The sequence below is a fragment of the Enterococcus avium genome (assembly GCF_002891025.1).
Taxonomy (GTDB): Bacteria; Bacillota; Bacilli; order Lactobacillales; family Enterococcaceae; genus Enterococcus_A; species Enterococcus_A avium.
The window spans coordinates 304,503-320,341 of the sequence record NZ_NBSL01000003.1; the positions used below are offsets into that span (position 1 = coordinate 304,503).

General features: G+C 38.7%; 17 protein-coding genes. 6 read left to right on the forward strand and 11 right to left on the reverse strand.

All coding sequences use genetic code 11. The features are described 5' to 3' along the window. Positions 1–273: 273 nt before the first annotated feature. The 5 genes from AUF14_RS17135 to AUF14_RS17155 all read right to left on the reverse strand — a co-directional run bounded on the left by AUF14_RS17135 (position 274) and on the right by AUF14_RS17155 (position 4,835). Positions 274–1,368: a PTS fructose transporter subunit IIC gene (locus AUF14_RS17135; RefSeq protein ID WP_102866271.1), complete on the reverse strand. Its 1,095-nt coding sequence runs from the start codon at positions 1,366–1,368 to the stop codon at positions 274–276. 18 nt (positions 1,369–1,386) lie between these two features. Beyond that, on the reverse strand, positions 1,387–1,701 hold the full coding sequence (locus AUF14_RS17140) for a PTS fructose transporter subunit IIB (RefSeq protein WP_016178943.1): 315 nt from the start codon (positions 1,699–1,701) through the stop codon (positions 1,387–1,389). Between the two features lie 47 nt (positions 1,702–1,748). Further along, entirely contained in the window at positions 1,749–2,258 is a 510-nt protein-coding gene (locus tag AUF14_RS17145) for a PTS sugar transporter subunit IIA (protein ID WP_048719086.1), read from the reverse strand. Further along, complete coding sequence (locus AUF14_RS17150) at positions 2,224–4,140, reverse strand: BglG family transcription antiterminator (RefSeq protein WP_102866272.1); 1,917 nt, start codon at positions 4,138–4,140, stop codon at positions 2,224–2,226. The genes AUF14_RS17145 and AUF14_RS17150 overlap by 35 nt, the downstream gene beginning before the upstream one ends. Positions 4,141–4,439: 299 nt before the next feature. Beyond that, entirely contained in the window at positions 4,440–4,835 is a 396-nt protein-coding gene (locus tag AUF14_RS17155) for a VOC family protein (protein ID WP_102866273.1), read from the reverse strand. Between the two features lie 201 nt (positions 4,836–5,036). Between AUF14_RS17155 and tnpB the strand changes: the two genes are divergently transcribed. Beyond that, a complete protein-coding gene (gene tnpB, locus AUF14_RS17160; protein ID WP_102866274.1) occupies positions 5,037–6,176 on the forward strand; it encodes an IS200/IS605 family element RNA-guided endonuclease TnpB in 1,140 nt (379 codons plus the stop codon). Positions 6,177–6,375: 199 nt separating this feature from the next. On the opposite strand, the gene AUF14_RS17165 is transcribed toward tnpB, so the two are convergent. Continuing rightward, positions 6,376–7,230, reverse strand: coding sequence for a nucleotidyl transferase AbiEii/AbiGii toxin family protein (locus AUF14_RS17165; protein WP_102866275.1), 855 nt, complete (start codon positions 7,228–7,230; stop codon positions 6,376–6,378). Then, positions 7,227–7,814, reverse strand: a complete 588-nt coding sequence (locus AUF14_RS17170; RefSeq protein ID WP_048718405.1) for a type IV toxin-antitoxin system AbiEi family antitoxin domain-containing protein — start codon at positions 7,812–7,814, stop codon at positions 7,227–7,229. The genes AUF14_RS17165 and AUF14_RS17170 overlap by 4 nt, the downstream gene beginning before the upstream one ends. Positions 7,815–8,009: 195 nt before the next feature. On the opposite strand from AUF14_RS17170, the gene AUF14_RS17175 reads away from it, so the two are divergent. Then, a complete protein-coding gene (locus AUF14_RS17175; protein ID WP_102866276.1) occupies positions 8,010–8,252 on the forward strand; it encodes an AbrB/MazE/SpoVT family DNA-binding domain-containing protein in 243 nt (80 codons plus the stop codon). A 236-nt stretch (positions 8,253–8,488) separates the two neighbouring features. Here the strand turns inward: AUF14_RS17175 and AUF14_RS17180 are convergent, their stop codons facing one another. The 4 genes from AUF14_RS17180 to AUF14_RS17195 all read right to left on the reverse strand — a co-directional run bounded on the left by AUF14_RS17180 (position 8,489) and on the right by AUF14_RS17195 (position 13,776). After that, a complete protein-coding gene (locus AUF14_RS17180) occupies positions 8,489–9,934 on the reverse strand; it encodes a glycoside hydrolase family 1 protein (RefSeq protein ID WP_102866277.1) in 1,446 nt (481 codons plus the stop codon). Positions 9,935–9,953: 19 nt separating this feature from the next. Next, a complete protein-coding gene (locus AUF14_RS17185; RefSeq protein ID WP_048718400.1) occupies positions 9,954–11,798 on the reverse strand; it encodes a beta-glucoside-specific PTS transporter subunit IIABC in 1,845 nt (614 codons plus the stop codon). A 4-nt stretch (positions 11,799–11,802) separates the two neighbouring features. Further along, positions 11,803–12,645 (reverse strand): PRD domain-containing protein, encoded by an 843-nt coding sequence (locus AUF14_RS17190; protein WP_048718398.1) that lies wholly within the window; start codon positions 12,643–12,645, stop codon positions 11,803–11,805. A gap of 291 nt (positions 12,646–12,936) precedes the next feature. Further along, the gene (locus AUF14_RS17195) at positions 12,937–13,776 is read right to left on the reverse strand and encodes a Cof-type HAD-IIB family hydrolase (protein ID WP_102866278.1); all 840 of its coding nucleotides are present in this window, start codon (positions 13,774–13,776) and stop codon (positions 12,937–12,939) included. Between the two features lie 559 nt (positions 13,777–14,335). Between AUF14_RS17195 and AUF14_RS17200 the strand changes: the two genes are divergently transcribed. The 4 genes from AUF14_RS17200 (at position 14,336) to AUF14_RS17215 (ending at position 15,789) form a co-directional block, all read left to right on the forward strand. Then, positions 14,336–14,539, forward strand: a complete 204-nt coding sequence (locus AUF14_RS17200) for a hypothetical protein (RefSeq protein ID WP_102866279.1) — start codon at positions 14,336–14,338, stop codon at positions 14,537–14,539. A 17-nt stretch (positions 14,540–14,556) separates the two neighbouring features. Next, positions 14,557–14,769 (forward strand): DUF2922 family protein, encoded by a 213-nt coding sequence (locus tag AUF14_RS17205; RefSeq protein ID WP_016178933.1) that lies wholly within the window; start codon positions 14,557–14,559, stop codon positions 14,767–14,769. A 71-nt stretch (positions 14,770–14,840) separates the two neighbouring features. Next, entirely contained in the window at positions 14,841–15,230 is a 390-nt protein-coding gene (locus AUF14_RS17210) for a hypothetical protein (protein WP_102866280.1), read from the forward strand. A 37-nt stretch (positions 15,231–15,267) separates the two neighbouring features. After that, positions 15,268–15,789 carry a DUF2922 family protein gene (locus tag AUF14_RS17215; RefSeq protein ID WP_227656376.1) on the forward strand — a complete coding sequence of 174 codons (522 nt, stop codon included), beginning with the start codon at positions 15,268–15,270 and terminating at the stop codon, positions 15,787–15,789. Positions 15,790–15,839 lie beyond the last annotated feature (50 nt).

Here is a 15,839-nt window from a genome sequence, read left to right on the forward strand (position 1 = left end):
CCTTGACATCTCCATTTCATGTAATTAAATTTGAGTCCATGTTTCTTATCACACTTAAAGTATAAGGTGGAAATGCAGGCGTGAATATTACATTTGTTTGCAACAAGTCAATGCATCAGCGCCGTTACTTGTTGCAGAATCGGTTGGAACTTGTTGCAATTGATTAGAGCTATCTATACTTTTTATCTGTTATTTTTATAATGATATTTACACTAAAAAAGCAAGAGGATGTTAAACTCCATCTTGCTTTATCGCTTCATTATAAACACATTTTTACTTCGCTACTTCCGCCTGTTCAGTAGCATCAGGCTTTTTTTCCTGACTTTTTTCATCAACTAAACTTGGTTTCGTGAAATGCAGAATCCCTGCTGAGATTACTGCACCAACGATGATGGAAAGTGCATACCATAATTTACCGTTCACGACCGGCAAGATAATAAATCCACCATGAGGAACTAACGCTTCTACACCAGTCGCCATACCCATGGCGCCACCGACTGCACTCCCGATAATGATTGCTGGCAGGACCCGTTTGATGTCTTTTGCCGCAAATGGAATCGCGCCTTCTGTGATACCGATCAGGGACATGAAGAATGCCGAAATTCCCAAGTCTTTATCTTCGGCGGTATATTTTTTCCGATCAACAAATGTCGAGATTGCCATTGCCAATGGCGGGATCGCACAAGCGATACGATGCGCGCCATTTGGCTCGTAGACGCCTTCGGCCATCAAGGCTAATGTAAATGCGGTCGCTGTTTTATTGATCGGTCCACCCATATCGACCGCCGTCATAGCACCTAAGATCAAGCCTAGAATAAGTGCGCTTCCACCTTGCATTTGCCCAAGAACTTCAACTAACCAATCCATCGCTACACCGATCGGCACAGAGATAACGTAAATATAGAACATACCCAGTACAAAGGTCGTCACTACCGGGACAATCAAGATCGGCATGATTGTTTTGATTGTTGATGGCACCTTCCAGGTTTTACACCAGCGAACAAAGTAACCAGCGGCCACACCCATTATCATCGCACCAAGGAAGCCTGTCTTGACTTGACCTGCACCGATCGGATTATTCGCCACAAAACCTAAGATCATCCCCGGTACTAAACCTGGTTTACCCGCTAATGAATTCGCGATATAACCTGAAAGCAAAGGAATCATCATCGCAAAACCTGCCGCACCCAAATCATTCAGGTTTTGCATGAAGGGACTGGTGATTTCCATCCCAGCATCAGTCGCCTTACCGGTAGCTAAAGCGACGGCTAAGAAGATACCTCCAACAACGACTGATGGCAACATGAAAGAAACCCCAGTATTAAAGGCTTTTTGTAAGTCTTTAACGAACTTTTTCTCTTTTTTCATTTTTTTAAGTCTCCCTTTCTATAATTTTTCTGCTTCATCAATGTACTTGGCAGGGTATTTGATCATATCCCCTGGCTCCACTGACAACGATTTGCCAGAATCGATCTTTTCTTCAAAACGTTCGCCATCTTCCACATCGATGGCCACCGCCAAGATCAATACATCTGCTTGATCAATGTCTTCTTGTTCTAGCTCATTTTCAATCCCCATACTGCCTTGTGTTTCTACTTGGACCTCATGTCCACGTTTTTTGCATTCTTTTTCAATCGCCTCTTGTGCCATATAGGTGTGTGCGATCCCTGTCGGACATGCTGTAACTGCAACTATTTTCATTTTGTATTCCTCCTTAACGTATTTGTGTTCATTTCGTATACCATTTTTTAAATTTCAATAGAACTTAAATGTTCATATATTTTATGCTTGTCTGTTTCCTTCAATAATTTATTTCTAAAGTCATCATCCAGTAATTTCTTACTTAATTGCGAGATAAATTTTAGATGCATCTTGCTTTCGCTGTTTTGCGGCACACCGATCAAAAAGACCAAACGAACCATTTCTTCATTTTCTTTCGCCCACTGAAAGGGTTGCTTCACTCGTAAAAAAGCAATGAAAGGCTTCAACACCGCTTCTGTTTTTCCATGAGGAATCGCGATATCATAACCGATCGCGGTGGGTACTTCATCCTCCCGTTTCATCACTGCTTGAAACAAGGTATCTGCATCTTCTACGTATCCGACAAACTCTGCCGTATCAACGATGTGTTGGATTGCTTCTTCTTGATTGTCTAAATCACTATCTAAAAAAATTAAATCAGTTGTAATAACACCTTTGCTGTTTTCCTGCACTTTCTCCATCTTACTCACTCCCAAGTTTTCTAAACAACACATCATTTGTCGTTGCCTCACGTAATTGTTTTAATTGTTCATTTCTATCGATGATGTTATAAATATCGGCTAAAATATTCCGCGTTTGGAAGGTATCCTGCTTCGCGATACAAATCAAAAACACCAGATCAACATAATATTTATTCCATTTGAATTTCTTTTTGTTTTTAACTAGAACGATGATTGTTTGATTGACACAGATTGAATTGCCATGAGGGACAGCTGTCCCTGTTGGAAGATCCGTGCTGCCCATCTCTTCACGCTCCTGGACTGTTTGAATAAATTGCTGAGTCACAAACCCATTTTCAATCAGGACCTCGCCAACTTGTTCGATCAGCTCTTCCTTAGAAGAAAAATCAGTGTTTACAAAGACAAAATCCTTATCGACAAATTTCATCAGATGATGGGCTCGTACAAGCTTCAACACGTTATTTTCAGCCTTTGGTAAAAGATCAGACTGTTTGATTCGTTCAATATCTTCCTTGGTCAAAAACGGCGAGACCAAGATGACTTGCTTTTTCGGAAGATCCACTTTGATCGTAGAAATAATCAAGTCATACTCATTCAGAGGCATCTGTTCTAATTCTGCGACCGAAGCCACCTCAAAAGTATCCAATGAGGGCAAAACATTTTTTATTCGATTGATCAACAGCTCCGAAGTCGCAATCCCCATTTGACAAACGATCAAAATTTTCCGATTCATCCGTGCCCGTTCAATCGCGGCTTGAAAATACATCGTTAAAAACGCAATTTCATCTTCATTAAAGCTGATACCTAATTCCTGCTCATACTCACTTAAGACCACCCAAATGACATTGAAGGTCAAAGAGAATTCATTCTTGATTTGTGAAGTAAACGGATTTTCTGTTTTATTGTTTGAGCGTAACCGATAGATCATTGGCGGAATGTGGTTTTTCAATTGCTCTTCCAGCTTTTGGTCACTGGCAAAGTTGATATTTAACGCCGCGGATACTCTTGAAAGCAGCCGCTCGACGATTACTTCATCGATCTCTTCTTCCGGTAACGGTTCAAAACGATTTGAAATGAGCTGTAGTGATAAGTAATGGACATCTTCATTGGTATAAGTAAGCTCCAATCGCAAAGCCGCCTTATGCAGCATTCGAACCGCACTTTCTTCAAAAAAAATCGTTGTTTCACTGGCATCTGTTCTTTTCAACTCTTCAATATGATGCCCCTTAGCGATTCTGAAAACCAAGATAATAAAAATATTCAAGATATTCTGTACGTAATAATCAGAGATAGCGTTCACATTTTCTCGGATATACGTATACAAAATATTTGAGCAAACATTGATCAAGCTCTCACCATAATACGTATCAAGTAATTTGATCTTTTCAGCGAAATCCTCGTCATACAGTTCAGAATTATTTAGTAAATAACGATTGAACTGTAATAACGCTTTCTGGATATCTTCTTCGCTTCCTACTAATGACGTTCCATGAATATCGCTGCATAACTTAATCCTCGAGCCAACATTCAGAATTTTCATGATAAATTCAAAATCCTTGATAATAGAAGTTTTACTAACCATAAAGCTATCTGATAAATGATTGAAGCTGACTACCTTTTCATTAAATAGCAGAATATTCATGATTTCGACTCTTCGATTGAAGGTATTATAGATATCACTGGCTTCTTTTTTTTCCTCGATCGCTTCGACTTCTTTGAAACGCTTTATCGCGATACCAACGCCACGCTTTTTTTCAAGATATTCTCCCGAGCTCTGGAGATAATCTTCAATGATCCTTAATTCGCTGTGAGTGGTTCGTTTTGAAACCCCCAGCTTGCTTGCAAAATACTCCACTGTTTGAAAGTCGCTTTGCTGAGCCAACAACTCCAACAATTCTTTTTGTCTTTTTGTAAGCATGATGAAAAACACTTCCTTACTATCTAGAATAAAGGCCTTAATCTTTTTGATAGCGTTATCATGATCATGGCTTCATTATAGATGGGCTTTTTGAGATTGACTATTACATTTCCCTGCAACAAGTCGCTACAACATCTCGTTACTTGTTGCAGAAAATAAGGCTAAAATTTTGCAAATAATCTGCGAATGAACTCTTACTCTATAAAAAGATAATGATATACTTTTCGTGTAAAAACAAAAAAACTCCCACAACTCCAATCATTACGACGTGAGTGGGGAGCTTCTTCTATAAAACATACTTAAACAACAATAATATTCCACACGATGCCATACTTATCCATAACGGATGCATGGAACGGACTATAAAAGGTTTCGGCTGGCGGAAGAAAGACCTCGCCGCTCTCTTTCAGCTCATCAAACATCTCGGATGCTTCCTTCACCTCATGCGGATTGATCGTCAAGTGCAGATTATTGCCGGAAACAACTGGCTTAGCCACTTCATCCGCAAAAGTAAACGGCGTGCCAAAAAGCTCCAGCTCACCATGCAGGACGTAATTACTGACATCCTCCTCCACACCATCTGGGACGTAATCGTTGTATCTAAGAATATTCTTCTTTTCCCCAGAAAAAACCCTTTCATAAAACTGCATCGCCTCTTCGCATTGCTTGTCGAATAAGATATAGGGTGTCACCATGGCAAATACCTCCATAAGATTGCGTTTTATGAATTAGCCGAGAACACTCGCGACTTTATTCATGCAGATGAATCGGATTCGGTCGTGGCATAGCTTTAGCTATGTTAAACGACCGACATATTCAAATTTAGTATATACCTATGTTAAAATGATGGAAACGGATTCGATGCGAAAAAATTTCGACAGATTGAGGTGAATGCTATGCTGCGACACAAAGCCTACAAATTCAGAATCTACCCCAACGCCGACCAAGAGGTTTTGATCATTAAAACGATTGGGTGTGTTCGTTTTGTCTATAACCACTTTTTGGCTCTTTGGAATGAAGAATATTCTAAAAATGGCAAAGGTTTAACCTATAATTCCTGTTCTGCCATGTTGCCTCAGATGAAAAAGAATGAAGCAACGAGTTGGCTAAAAGAAGTCGATAGTATTGCGCTTCAATCCTCAATCAAAAATCTTTCTGACTCCTTTTCTCGTTTTTTTAAGAAACAAACGAACCGACCGCGATTTAAAAGTAAAAAGAATCCCGTTCAAAGTTATACGACGAAAAATGTGAACAATAATATCACGATTACAGATCGTTTCGTGACATTACCGAAGTTAGGAATTGTTAAGTTTGCGAAAAGTCGAGAACTCAAAGGGCGAATCTTAAACGCGACCATTCGGAAAAATCCAAGTGGGAAATTTTTTGTCTCAATCCTTTGTGAAGAAGAAGTCCCAGAATTACCTGAAACAAACTTAGAAATCGGAATTGATTTAGGCATCACTGATTTTGCGATTCTTTCTAGTGGTCAAAAAATCGATAATAATCGCTTCACGTCCAAAATGGAGAAGACACTTAAACGTGAACAACGAAAATTGTCTCGCCGAGCATTAAACGCGAAAAAAGCAGGAAAAGAACTATTTGAAGCGAAAAACTATCAAAAACAAAAGCAAAAAGTCGCTCGATTGCACGAAAAAGTAATCAATCAACGCACGGACTTTCTGAATAAGTGGAGTACAGAGATTGTCAAAAACCACGATATTATCTGTATCGAAGACTTAAACACGAAAGGTATGTCGAAAAATCATAAACTGGCAAAAAGTATTTCAGACGTATCTTGGTCTAGCTTTGTCACTAAATTACAATACAAGGCTGAATGGTATGGACGAGAAATCATCAAAGTAGATAAATGGTTTCCGTCTAGTCAGCTTTGTTCAGAATGCGGGCACAAAGACAGCAAGAAGTCACTCAACATTCGAGAATGGAGTTGCCCTGTTTGTCACGCGCATCATGATCGCGACATCAATGCCAGTAAAAATATTTTGGCTGAAGGATTACGATTACAAACATTGGCTTAGATAAACTCAAGAACCGTAGGAACTACGGGGATAGCTTGGTCAATAAGAGACACCGCTGGTAGTAAAGACATACGCTATCAAGTATGCTCTGTTCCCAAGAATCTCGTGACTTTAGTCATGAGAGGTTCAATCAGTGTACCATTTGTGGAAAGTTTTTTATACGATTGCAAGGCTCTCGTAATTATAAAACAGTAATGCTTCAATGATCGTTCTCATAAAATTTTGATATTAGTTTTGCTATTGAATGGATAACTGAATCAAAACTAATCTCTTTTGCATAGGGATATTGATTCTGATATTTAATCCATAATTGTTGTTGAAAGTCCGATAGTTGAATTTCACTTAATATTGAATCATGATCCTTAAGGTCAAAAGTGGATCTTCTCTTTTCTTTAGTGTTTTCTAACGCTTTACCTAAAATGACGTAATCTATTTTGTTTGAACGAACACTACTCAATATGAAAACATCATAAAAATCACGCGGTCTAGTTGTAGCAATCCCTCTAGATAAAATGGTTTCTAATTTTTCTGCAAGAACATTTTCTATGGGATAGGACCAAACTTGAATTTCTTCATTGCTAAACATTTTTTCAAATTTGAAATCTATTTCTTTTGGGGTGATCGCATCTCCTGTTGTAACGTCAATCGTTACTACTTCATGGATTCTTTCAAAATTGGCAATTAGTTTTATTTTTAATCCTGGGTATTGGTCCTTTTCTCGTATATTTTCTACGCCGAATACTGATAAATGGAAGGATTCTTCAGTTTGAACCTTTACTATCTCCTCGGCAATTGAATACAAATTTTCAGAACTTAATTCAATCCCGACAATTGTAGTATCCAGATCCATTGTAGCTCGCAGATCTAACCCGATCATCCCGCCAATCAAATAACCGCCTTTAATGATAAAGTTATCTCTATACTTAGATCTAGCTAATTTCTCCAAAAATATCTCTATTAGATAGTTTTGTTGTACTTGTTGTGCGGGTATCCCCTTTTCTTTAGCAATTTGATTAATTTTTGCCTTAAAACTCATAGCATTTTTGAAAATCACAATAACACCCCCATATAGTCATTCATTTTTTTTTCCACACCAAATAGTTTTGCATATCGAAATAATTTGTTAACATCCTTTTCTGTACTGTTGGCATAACGTTTTAACGCTGGTACTAATTGCTCCATATCGGTATCATAGCGCGGCTTTAGTAAATCTACGAGGGTTCGCTCAATAGTATAGACTGAAATATCGGTACCATTTCTATTAATAATTGTTTTGCCTATTTCATAATTGTTTGAAATCATCACTGGTCGAATATGGGCTTTTTTCATCCTTGTAGATGACTGACCTTGAGGAAAAGTCATTACGATTTTAAGCGGCGCACGATCGGAATAACCTAATAAATACAATGCTGTTTCGTGAGAGTAAATCCCTTTTGGAAACCTGTGTTGTAGCAGAAAAAAATCGTCAACATATCCATCAGATGTGACATAAACACCATGTTGAACTCTTATTATTTTTCCCTCTGCTTCCAGTTCTTGCAGAGCACTCCGGTAAATTCCCGCATCAGTAATTTGTTTAGTTAATAGAATTCCATTATTCTTATAGGCAATCTCTAAGACTTTATCTTTTTTATTCATTTGAAAAACCTACTTTCGTACTATCTACTATGTTTCATTATAGCACAATAGTAGTTTATTTTAATCTATGTAATCTATTTTCTGACCTCTTCACTATCAAAAAAGACTCTCTCATGTCTAACGTTGACAAACAGAAGTTATACTTTTACACATCACCGATCATGATATACTGACTATACGAAAGGCGGTTTTAATATGGTAATTCACGAAAGAAAACTTCGAAAAATTGGAAATACTGTTGGAATTACTCTCTCAAAAGAATTTTTAGAGAGTATTGGAGTGAATGAATCGGATATTGTTTTCGTCGACGAAGAGAAGCTGAAGGACGCTTTTGTAAAGAAAGAAGTTAAAGAAGCGCAGCGCAATAGTTTAGCGTTGCTGACCGCCGCATCCGTTCAAAAGCACAATGAACTCTATAAAAAATTGGTGGATAGATAACGATCTACTATTTAAAGGCAGAAGATATTTCACCAAAAATACCTGTTTTCTATGCATACGAAACAGGTATTTTATCATAGAGCCACCAATCCCATACAGGTCTCGATTTATCGTAAATAGACTTTCTTAAAATAATTTTGCAAATCTCATTAGACCCTCTCTTTTAATTAAAGCTGTCTCTTCATATTGCTTTGCACAAAAAGCGTCATTGCTTAAGCAACGACGCTACACATTTTTTACCTTAACGTCAGATTACCCCCGTTTGACTCAATTAACTCTTTGTACCAATAAAAACTATCCTTCTTGTAACGTTTCAAAGTCCCGGTACCATCATCGTATTTGTCAACGAAGATCAAGCCATAACGCTTCTTCATTTCACCAGTGGAGGCACTCACGATATCCACCGCACTCCAAATCGTATAGCCGAATAGATCAACACCATCAGCTAATGCCTTTTCCATTTCAATAATGTGCTTTTTCAGATAATCAATCCGATACTGATCGTGAACCTGACCATCCGGTGTGAGCTCCTCGGACACTCCGATTCCATTCTCCACAATCATCATTGGCAACTGATAGCGATCATAGATATCGTTTAACGTAATCCGTAAGCCAACTGGATCGATCATGGCATTCCATTCTGTTTGCTCTAGATAAGGATTGTTTACACCCGAACCACCGATCATACTATGACCGTTTTTCTCTACTGCATCATCAGCCGAGACACATAAGGTTAAGTAATAACTAAATGTATAATAGTCAACCGTTCCTTCTGCAAGAATCGCTGCATCCTCTTCAGCAAATGCAATCTCAATTCCTTGTTCTGCAAAATAACTCTTTGCATAGTACGGATATTTACCGGTCACTTGAACATCTCCGCAGAATTTTGAATGCATATTTTCCTCTTGTTTAGCCAATAATACATCGTTGGGATGACAAGTATATGGATACCTAGGCATATAGGAAATCATGCAGCCCATATGAAAATGCGGATATTTTTCCCGTGCTAGCTTCACCACTTTCGCACTGGCAACAAACTGATGGTGTAACGCCTGATAGCGTAGCTGCGGATTATCGGATTGTTCAATAAAAGCTGTTTCGCCAACCTGTAAACCGAGAGAAAGAAAATTTCCAATGGTTAATGTCGCTGTATTTATTTCATTGAAGGTAATCCAATACTTGACCTTATCTTGATAGCGATCAAAAATCGTCGTTGCATAGCGTTCATAAAAGTCAATTACTTCTCGACTGGCCCACCCGTTGTACTGTTCACTTAAATACGCAGGGACATCAAAATGAGCAATCGTTACCACAGGCTCAATGCCATATTTTTTACACTCGTCAAACACCTGATCATAAAATTGCAGTCCCGCTTCATTGGCCTCTTGATCCATTCCCTTAGGAAAAATCCTCGTCCAGTTAATCGATAAACGAAAAGCTTTAAAGCCCGCCTCCGCAAACAAGGCGATGTCTTCTTTGTAATGATGGTAAAAGTCCGTTGCTTCATGGCTCGGATAGAGCAGTTTTTCTTTAACATTCGTCGTAATTTGGCGTGAAGCAGTATGACTTCCTCCGCTGATAAGATCCGCACAGGCTAAGCCTTTTCCGCCTTCATTATAGCCGCCTTCATATTGGTTAGCAGCTGAGGCGCCGCCCCATAAAAAATTCGTTGGAAAACTCATTGATCTTTTTCCGCCCTTCTTAAAATACTGCCAGAAATTGATCGCTGGCGCTTACTTGTTTCATTTCAGTAGCTGGGATAACGTCTAAATAATTTGACGTATTCGTTACCGTGATCATCACAGTATCCTCATAACCGGCCTCTTGAATCTTTTGCGAATCAAAACGAAGTAATTCCTGACCAGGATGAATACTGTCTCCTTCATTGACTTCTCGAATAAAGGATTCGCCCTTCATGTTCACAGTGTCAATTCCAATATGAATCAACAACTCGATTCCAGCATCACTAATCAAACCGATAGCATGATTTCCAGGGAATACCGCTGATACTGTCCCAGAAAACGGCGCGACAATTCTATTGTCTGCCGGTTTGATTGCTAACCCCTTCCCTAAAGCTAAAGAAGAAAAGGCTTGATCGTTCGTTTCACTTAAAGGGATCACTGTACCTGATAATGGTGCCATGATCATCTTTTCTGCTGCTGGTTTCAAAGGTGGTGTTTTTTGTTCTCCTTTTTCAACAGGCTGGTCACTTGGTATATTCGCATTCGGGAAATCAGCGTCTTTTACCATGACCCATGTATAGCCAAAGGCAATAACAAAAGTGATTAATGATCCAATCGCCGCATGTAAAACATTGCTGTAAGAAGGTAGTGCCACAAAAGAAGCGATTACGACAGGAGTATTAATATTCATTAAGCCGAAATATAAGCCGCCGACTGCCCCACCTAAAATCATACCAACAATCGGCTTTTTCAAACGCAACGTCACACCATATAACGCAGGCTCTGATACGCCCATTAAAGCAGTTATCGCAGAAGAAAAGCTCAGCTGTTTGAATTCAGTGTCCTTCGCTTTGATTCCGGCAGCCAAACAAATCGCCGCTTCAGCTGCTAAGCCTAAAAGCATTCCTGGTACAATCAAATTGTCATAGCCATAGGTTGCTAAAGAAGTTAATAAAATCGGTGTCAATGTCGTATGCATCCCCGTCATTACAAGTAATTGCGCAAAGGCTCCCATAAACAAGACTGCCAGTGGTCCAAAATTATTTGTTAAGTAATTTAAGAATTCTGCTACATAATTACCAATCATCACACCCAGGGGACCCAAAAGTAATAAAGCAAAAGGCGTAATCACAATCACTGAAATCAGTGGACGCAAGATAAATTTGACACTGTTAGGTAAAATTTTATCTGCAAATTTGTATACATAGGACATGAACCAAACGCTTAATAATACTGGAAGTACAGATGCATTATAGCTGACATTGGGAATCGCAAAACCTAATAAAGAGATTCCGCCTTTTTGACTAATCAATTCAGTCAATCCCGGCATCACAAAAATGGCCCCAATAAAGCTACCCAAGAACGGATCAATTTTTAATCGTTTAGCAACCGAATTTCCTAAAAATACTGGAATAAAGAAAAATGCCGCTTGAGAAACTTGATAGAGAACAAGATAGGTATCATCTGTTTCCGCTAACAACCCAGAAAGTTGTAGTAGCGACAGTAATACTTGTAACATCCCGCCGGCCGCCACAATTGCAATCATTGGTGTAAAGCAGCCAGCAATAAAATCTAACAAACGCGAAACAACTGATTGTTGTTTTCCTGCCCTTTCTTCAGCCGATCCCGCCCCAGGTAATTGAGCGTATACACTAGAAACGTCCGGTCCAATAATTACTTGGAATTGTCCATTTCCCTCAACTAATCCTGTTACACCTCGTAACTGTTTAATTCCTTCTCCATCTGCCTTTTTAATATCGGCTAAGGTAAAACGTAAACGTGTTGCGCAATGAGTAACATGTTGAATATTTTTTGCACCGCCAACTTTTTCATAAATGTCAGCAGCTAATTGTTTGTAGTCCATAAATTTACCCCTTTTCAATTTGTTCTGTCAGTTTTTGGATATGCAAGGTTAAATAAATTTCTTCATTTTCAGAAATCGTAATGTTGTAAGTATTTTCGATATAGACTTTGATTTTTCCGACACAGTGAAACGCTTGAGGATACATTTTTTCCACCTGTTCATATAAGTCCGTCTGCTCATAGCTAGGCATGGTATGATTAATCACGTTTTGAGCAAAATAATGCAAGTGTGTGACAAATCGTGAAAAATGAAAGCTGCTTTCGTCAAAGCTTTGATTGTATTCATAACGCACGATGGTCAACACATCCTCAATAAATTTTGTGATTTTATTGGTGACTGTCATATCTCTTTTCGTTGATTGAATGTTTACAAAATGTAAGGCAATTGATATGGCTTCTTCAGTTGGAATTTCCAAATCAAGTTCTCGTTCTAATAATTGCACCGCGTATACCCCAATCGCATACTCATCAGGATAAAAACGCCGAACCTCATATTGTAATGGACTTTTGAAAGTCATATTCTCCTTCAAACGTCTCACTGTAAAATCAATATGATCTAGAAGAGTCAGATAAATATAGTCATTAACTCCTAGGTGATAATTTTGTTTGGCATACTCAACGATTTGAGTAACCAGCTTTACATATTTTGGATCACACTTGCTTAACTGATAGCTGAAATGCTCCAGCATCGCATGGGTATCCAAGACAAAAATCTTTTCAAAATCGCTCTCCTCCACATCATCTCCTGCTTTTTTCTTGAAGCTGATGCCTGTAGAAAATCCGATAATCTCATTGCTACCCTTTTTCAATAACACTACGTTATTGTTTAAAAACTTTTTGATTTTCATGTTTCCCTCCATTTTTAGACACTAAAAAACCTCATACTCCACCCCTTGGGTACAGTATGAGGTTTGCCTTCTAACAGTAACACGCCTCAAGGTTACAGCACGTCTGCAACCGTTCTCTATTTATAGAAACATAATAGCATAGTTAAAAAGAGTGTCAATCCTTTTTTTCATATGACTCTCAAAAGAGTAATGAAAAATAAGTAAAAGAAATTTATTTGTTATTTACTTTACTACAAAAAAATATCACTAATTTTTAAGGATCTGTTAGTCTAAATTCAACTAAAACACTAATCATACAAGCCCCATTTTCTCCAACATATAAGCAATCCCATCCTCATCTGAGCTATACGTGATTTCATCAGCCACTGCTTTTAGACGCTCACTGGCATTTGACATGGCGATACCGGTTGCGACTGCTTCAAACATTGGAATATCATTCTCACCATCGCCAAAAGCTAAGCAATCTTCTTTCCCCTGTCTGATATGCGCCAGCAATTTTTCGATTGCGGTTTTTTTGTTGATATTTTTTATTCCGATCTCACCGCTGTCTGCTCCAAAGGCAGGAACAGTGCTTCGCAGCATGTAGAAATCACCATTGTATTTTTTGTGGATGGTTTCATAAGGTATTGCATGGTTTACAAAGGACAGCTTGTTAACATCTTCATAGTCGATGCGCGATGGATCTTCAATCAAAAGATCTAAAAACCATTTGATCTCGTTTATTTTTGCTTGCCCTTCTACTGAATTTTCCGCTAATCCATTCAACGTCAGCTTGACTAAACAACTACGCAAATTCGCACTCGCGAACAAGCCCTGATTGGACTCAAGATAGTATTCCACACCGTGCTCTTCTAAGAAGCCGATAAGTTTTTTTAATTCCGCTGAATCAAACACCTGATGAAGAATCACCTCACCTTCGACCTCGCAGTAGCCTCCACCTGCTCCGATAATTCCGCTGATAGGTAAATCCAGGACCTCCGCTGGTATTTCTGCTTTTGAACGCCCCGTACATAAAAAGAAGCGATGCTCATTTTGATGTACCTGCTTAATTGCGTTCTCAGTACTAGCTGGCACGACGCCACTATCATTGCACAGTGTTCCATCGATATCTAAAAAAACGATCTTTCTCATTTCATATCTCCATTCTAAAAAACCTGTTTATAAGGCTCTAAATAAGTCTCGTTTTTATAATCCTTTCCGCCGCGATCTGTTCACTTATTCACAGGTTGCCTGATAGTTACTCATTATAATTGAAAAAATTTTTAATTCCAGCGTTTATCAAACTTTATTAGCCATCCTAAATCTATCGACGGAATAAATTCCTCTTATCTGTTCAGATGATTTTTGTTTGTAAATTATTAAGAAAATATTAAGCAGAACAAAAAAGGAAATTTTTTTCGAAAGATTTTCCGTGCAGAAAAGCGATCAATACAACATTCTTCTCCAATGCCTAAAACATAAAATGTGTCAAAGTGGGCAAAATTGCATTTACCCCTGAAAATTGCACGGTTTTCGGAGTATTTTTTTTACGCAATCCCCTTCTTATGCGATTTCTTCTAGAAAAGGGAGCAAGAAACGTGCAATTTTGACCCCCAAATGTAATTTTTCCGGTTTTGACCAAGTTTGTGTTTGGCCTTTATCGTTAAATCACCGGCCGGAACAAAAAATATCAAAATATGGAGGAAGTAAAATGATCCAAAAACTCGGCAACAAATTGCAGGTACAGATTGATTCAGGGGAAGACAAGCCAAAAAAAGTCAGTTTTCCAAATGTCATCGATGAACCAACCGAAGAGGTGGTTCTGGAATTAGGCGCGATCCTGACAGAACTTTCACCAGCAGGCAGCGCCCTAGACGGCGTTATCTTAACTAGTCAATCACGATATACCAAATAATAAGGAGGAAAATATACATGTTTAAACTTGTCACAGTATTTAGAACCAGCTTAGGTAAACGTCAAACCTGGAGCCTCAATAATCCAGATCCAAATAAATCAGCGGTTGAGGTCAAAGACTTGTTGCAACGTCTAACGAAGGTAAAGCTATTTCATAAAGACGGCGCTGATTTATTCGACACAGTTGAAAGCGCGAAATATGTCAAAATTACCGAGATCACTATTTTTTAGAGAGACTATTTGGAGAAGGTGCGATGCTCTCGCCCTTCTTCATTAAATAGAGAACACAGGAGGAGAAAAAAATGAATCAGCAGCTTTTGTCACATCAAAAACTATTTTCGTTAAAACCGGAAACATTAGAAAAACGCATCATAGAGCAGTATCAAGAAACACAGAATAGCAGCCTGACTATCAAATATATTTTAGCTTTACGCGTGAGATTCAAACTAGGTGCGCAGGAGTTTGCCCACATTCTAAAGGATCTCGTCCGCTATCTGTTTATGAATACCAAGGCCACTCGCACCATGAAGCGATTTTTCTATTACTTTGAGGATTATTTTATGGAATCCGAGTGGAAACAATTAAACTTGAGAGTTTTTCCATTACGTAACTTTGGTCAAAAGACCGTGTCCATCGTCCGTTCACTAATCTCAATTGTCCGACCTGAAGAAACAGAAACAACCGAAACCTGATAAGAATAACCTACGCAGAAAAAATGAGAGAAAGGAAATGAAAAAAATGACCCGAGATTTAGTCGCAACATTTGGGAAAAGCAACGGCGGCACCCATGACTGGACCTACAAAGGCCTAGACCCAAATCTGTCAGCACCAGAAATCAAAGAAGCTTGCAAACTATTAACAACACTAGATATTTTTGAACAAGACGGCGTAAAACTATTTGATTCTGTTGTCACCGCAAAAATCCGCATTTATGAGGAAGAAGTGCTTTTTGATCCGGAACACGATCCTGAGCCTGAAATAGAACAAGCTAATGAACCAGTCAGCTTTTTTAACGCAGCAAACAAACAGGAACTAGCCGTCTTTCCAACAGTGGTTCTTACCGATAAAGTCTCTTTAGAAGAGCAGCATGAAAATCAATCAATGGAGCATCACTTAGCTTCCGTTCAATCGGCGGAGTACCCTACACCACAAGTGACAGAACCAACGAAAAAAGCAGCTGAAGATAGAGGGCTGTTCCAACGGATTTTCAGACGAAGGAGTCGAAATAAGGAAGACCCTACCGATAACTAAATCCCGGGCACTGTCTACTCAATCATGTGTAGGAAAAATTCGAATGCATT

What these genes read in the sequence shown, in the direction of transcription:
- AUF14_RS17135 (WP_102866271.1), bottom strand. Translation starts at nt 1,368, where the DNA reads ATGAAAAAAGAGAAAAAGTTCGTTAAAGACTTACAAAAAGCCTTTAAT.
- AUF14_RS17140 (WP_016178943.1), bottom strand. Translation starts at nt 1,701, where the DNA reads ATGAAAATAGTTGCAGTTACAGCATGTCCGACAGGGATCGCACACACC.
- AUF14_RS17145 (WP_048719086.1), bottom strand. Translation starts at nt 2,258, where the DNA reads ATGATGTGTTGTTTAGAAAACTTGGGAGTGAGTAAGATGGAGAAAGTG.
- AUF14_RS17150 (WP_102866272.1), bottom strand. Translation starts at nt 4,140, where the DNA reads ATGCTTACAAAAAGACAAAAAGAATTGTTGGAGTTGTTGGCTCAGCAA.
- AUF14_RS17155 (WP_102866273.1), bottom strand. Translation starts at nt 4,835, where the DNA reads ATGGTGACACCCTATATCTTATTCGACAAGCAATGCGAAGAGGCGATG.
- tnpB (WP_102866274.1), top strand. Translation starts at nt 5,037, where the DNA reads ATGCTGCGACACAAAGCCTACAAATTCAGAATCTACCCCAACGCCGAC.
- AUF14_RS17170 (WP_048718405.1), bottom strand. Translation starts at nt 7,814, where the DNA reads ATGAATAAAAAAGATAAAGTCTTAGAGATTGCCTATAAGAATAATGGA.
- AUF14_RS17175 (WP_102866276.1), top strand. Translation starts at nt 8,010, where the DNA reads ATGGTAATTCACGAAAGAAAACTTCGAAAAATTGGAAATACTGTTGGA.
- AUF14_RS17180 (WP_102866277.1), bottom strand. Translation starts at nt 9,934, where the DNA reads ATGAGTTTTCCAACGAATTTTTTATGGGGCGGCGCCTCAGCTGCTAAC.
- AUF14_RS17185 (WP_048718400.1), bottom strand. Translation starts at nt 11,798, where the DNA reads ATGGACTACAAACAATTAGCTGCTGACATTTATGAAAAAGTTGGCGGT.
- AUF14_RS17190 (WP_048718398.1), bottom strand. Translation starts at nt 12,645, where the DNA reads ATGAAAATCAAAAAGTTTTTAAACAATAACGTAGTGTTATTGAAAAAG.
- AUF14_RS17195 (WP_102866278.1), bottom strand. Translation starts at nt 13,776, where the DNA reads ATGAGAAAGATCGTTTTTTTAGATATCGATGGAACACTGTGCAATGAT.
- AUF14_RS17200 (WP_102866279.1), top strand. Translation starts at nt 14,336, where the DNA reads ATGATCCAAAAACTCGGCAACAAATTGCAGGTACAGATTGATTCAGGG.
- AUF14_RS17205 (WP_016178933.1), top strand. Translation starts at nt 14,557, where the DNA reads ATGTTTAAACTTGTCACAGTATTTAGAACCAGCTTAGGTAAACGTCAA.
- AUF14_RS17210 (WP_102866280.1), top strand. Translation starts at nt 14,841, where the DNA reads ATGAATCAGCAGCTTTTGTCACATCAAAAACTATTTTCGTTAAAACCG.
- AUF14_RS17215 (WP_227656376.1), top strand. Translation starts at nt 15,268, where the DNA reads ATGAAAAAAATGACCCGAGATTTAGTCGCAACATTTGGGAAAAGCAAC.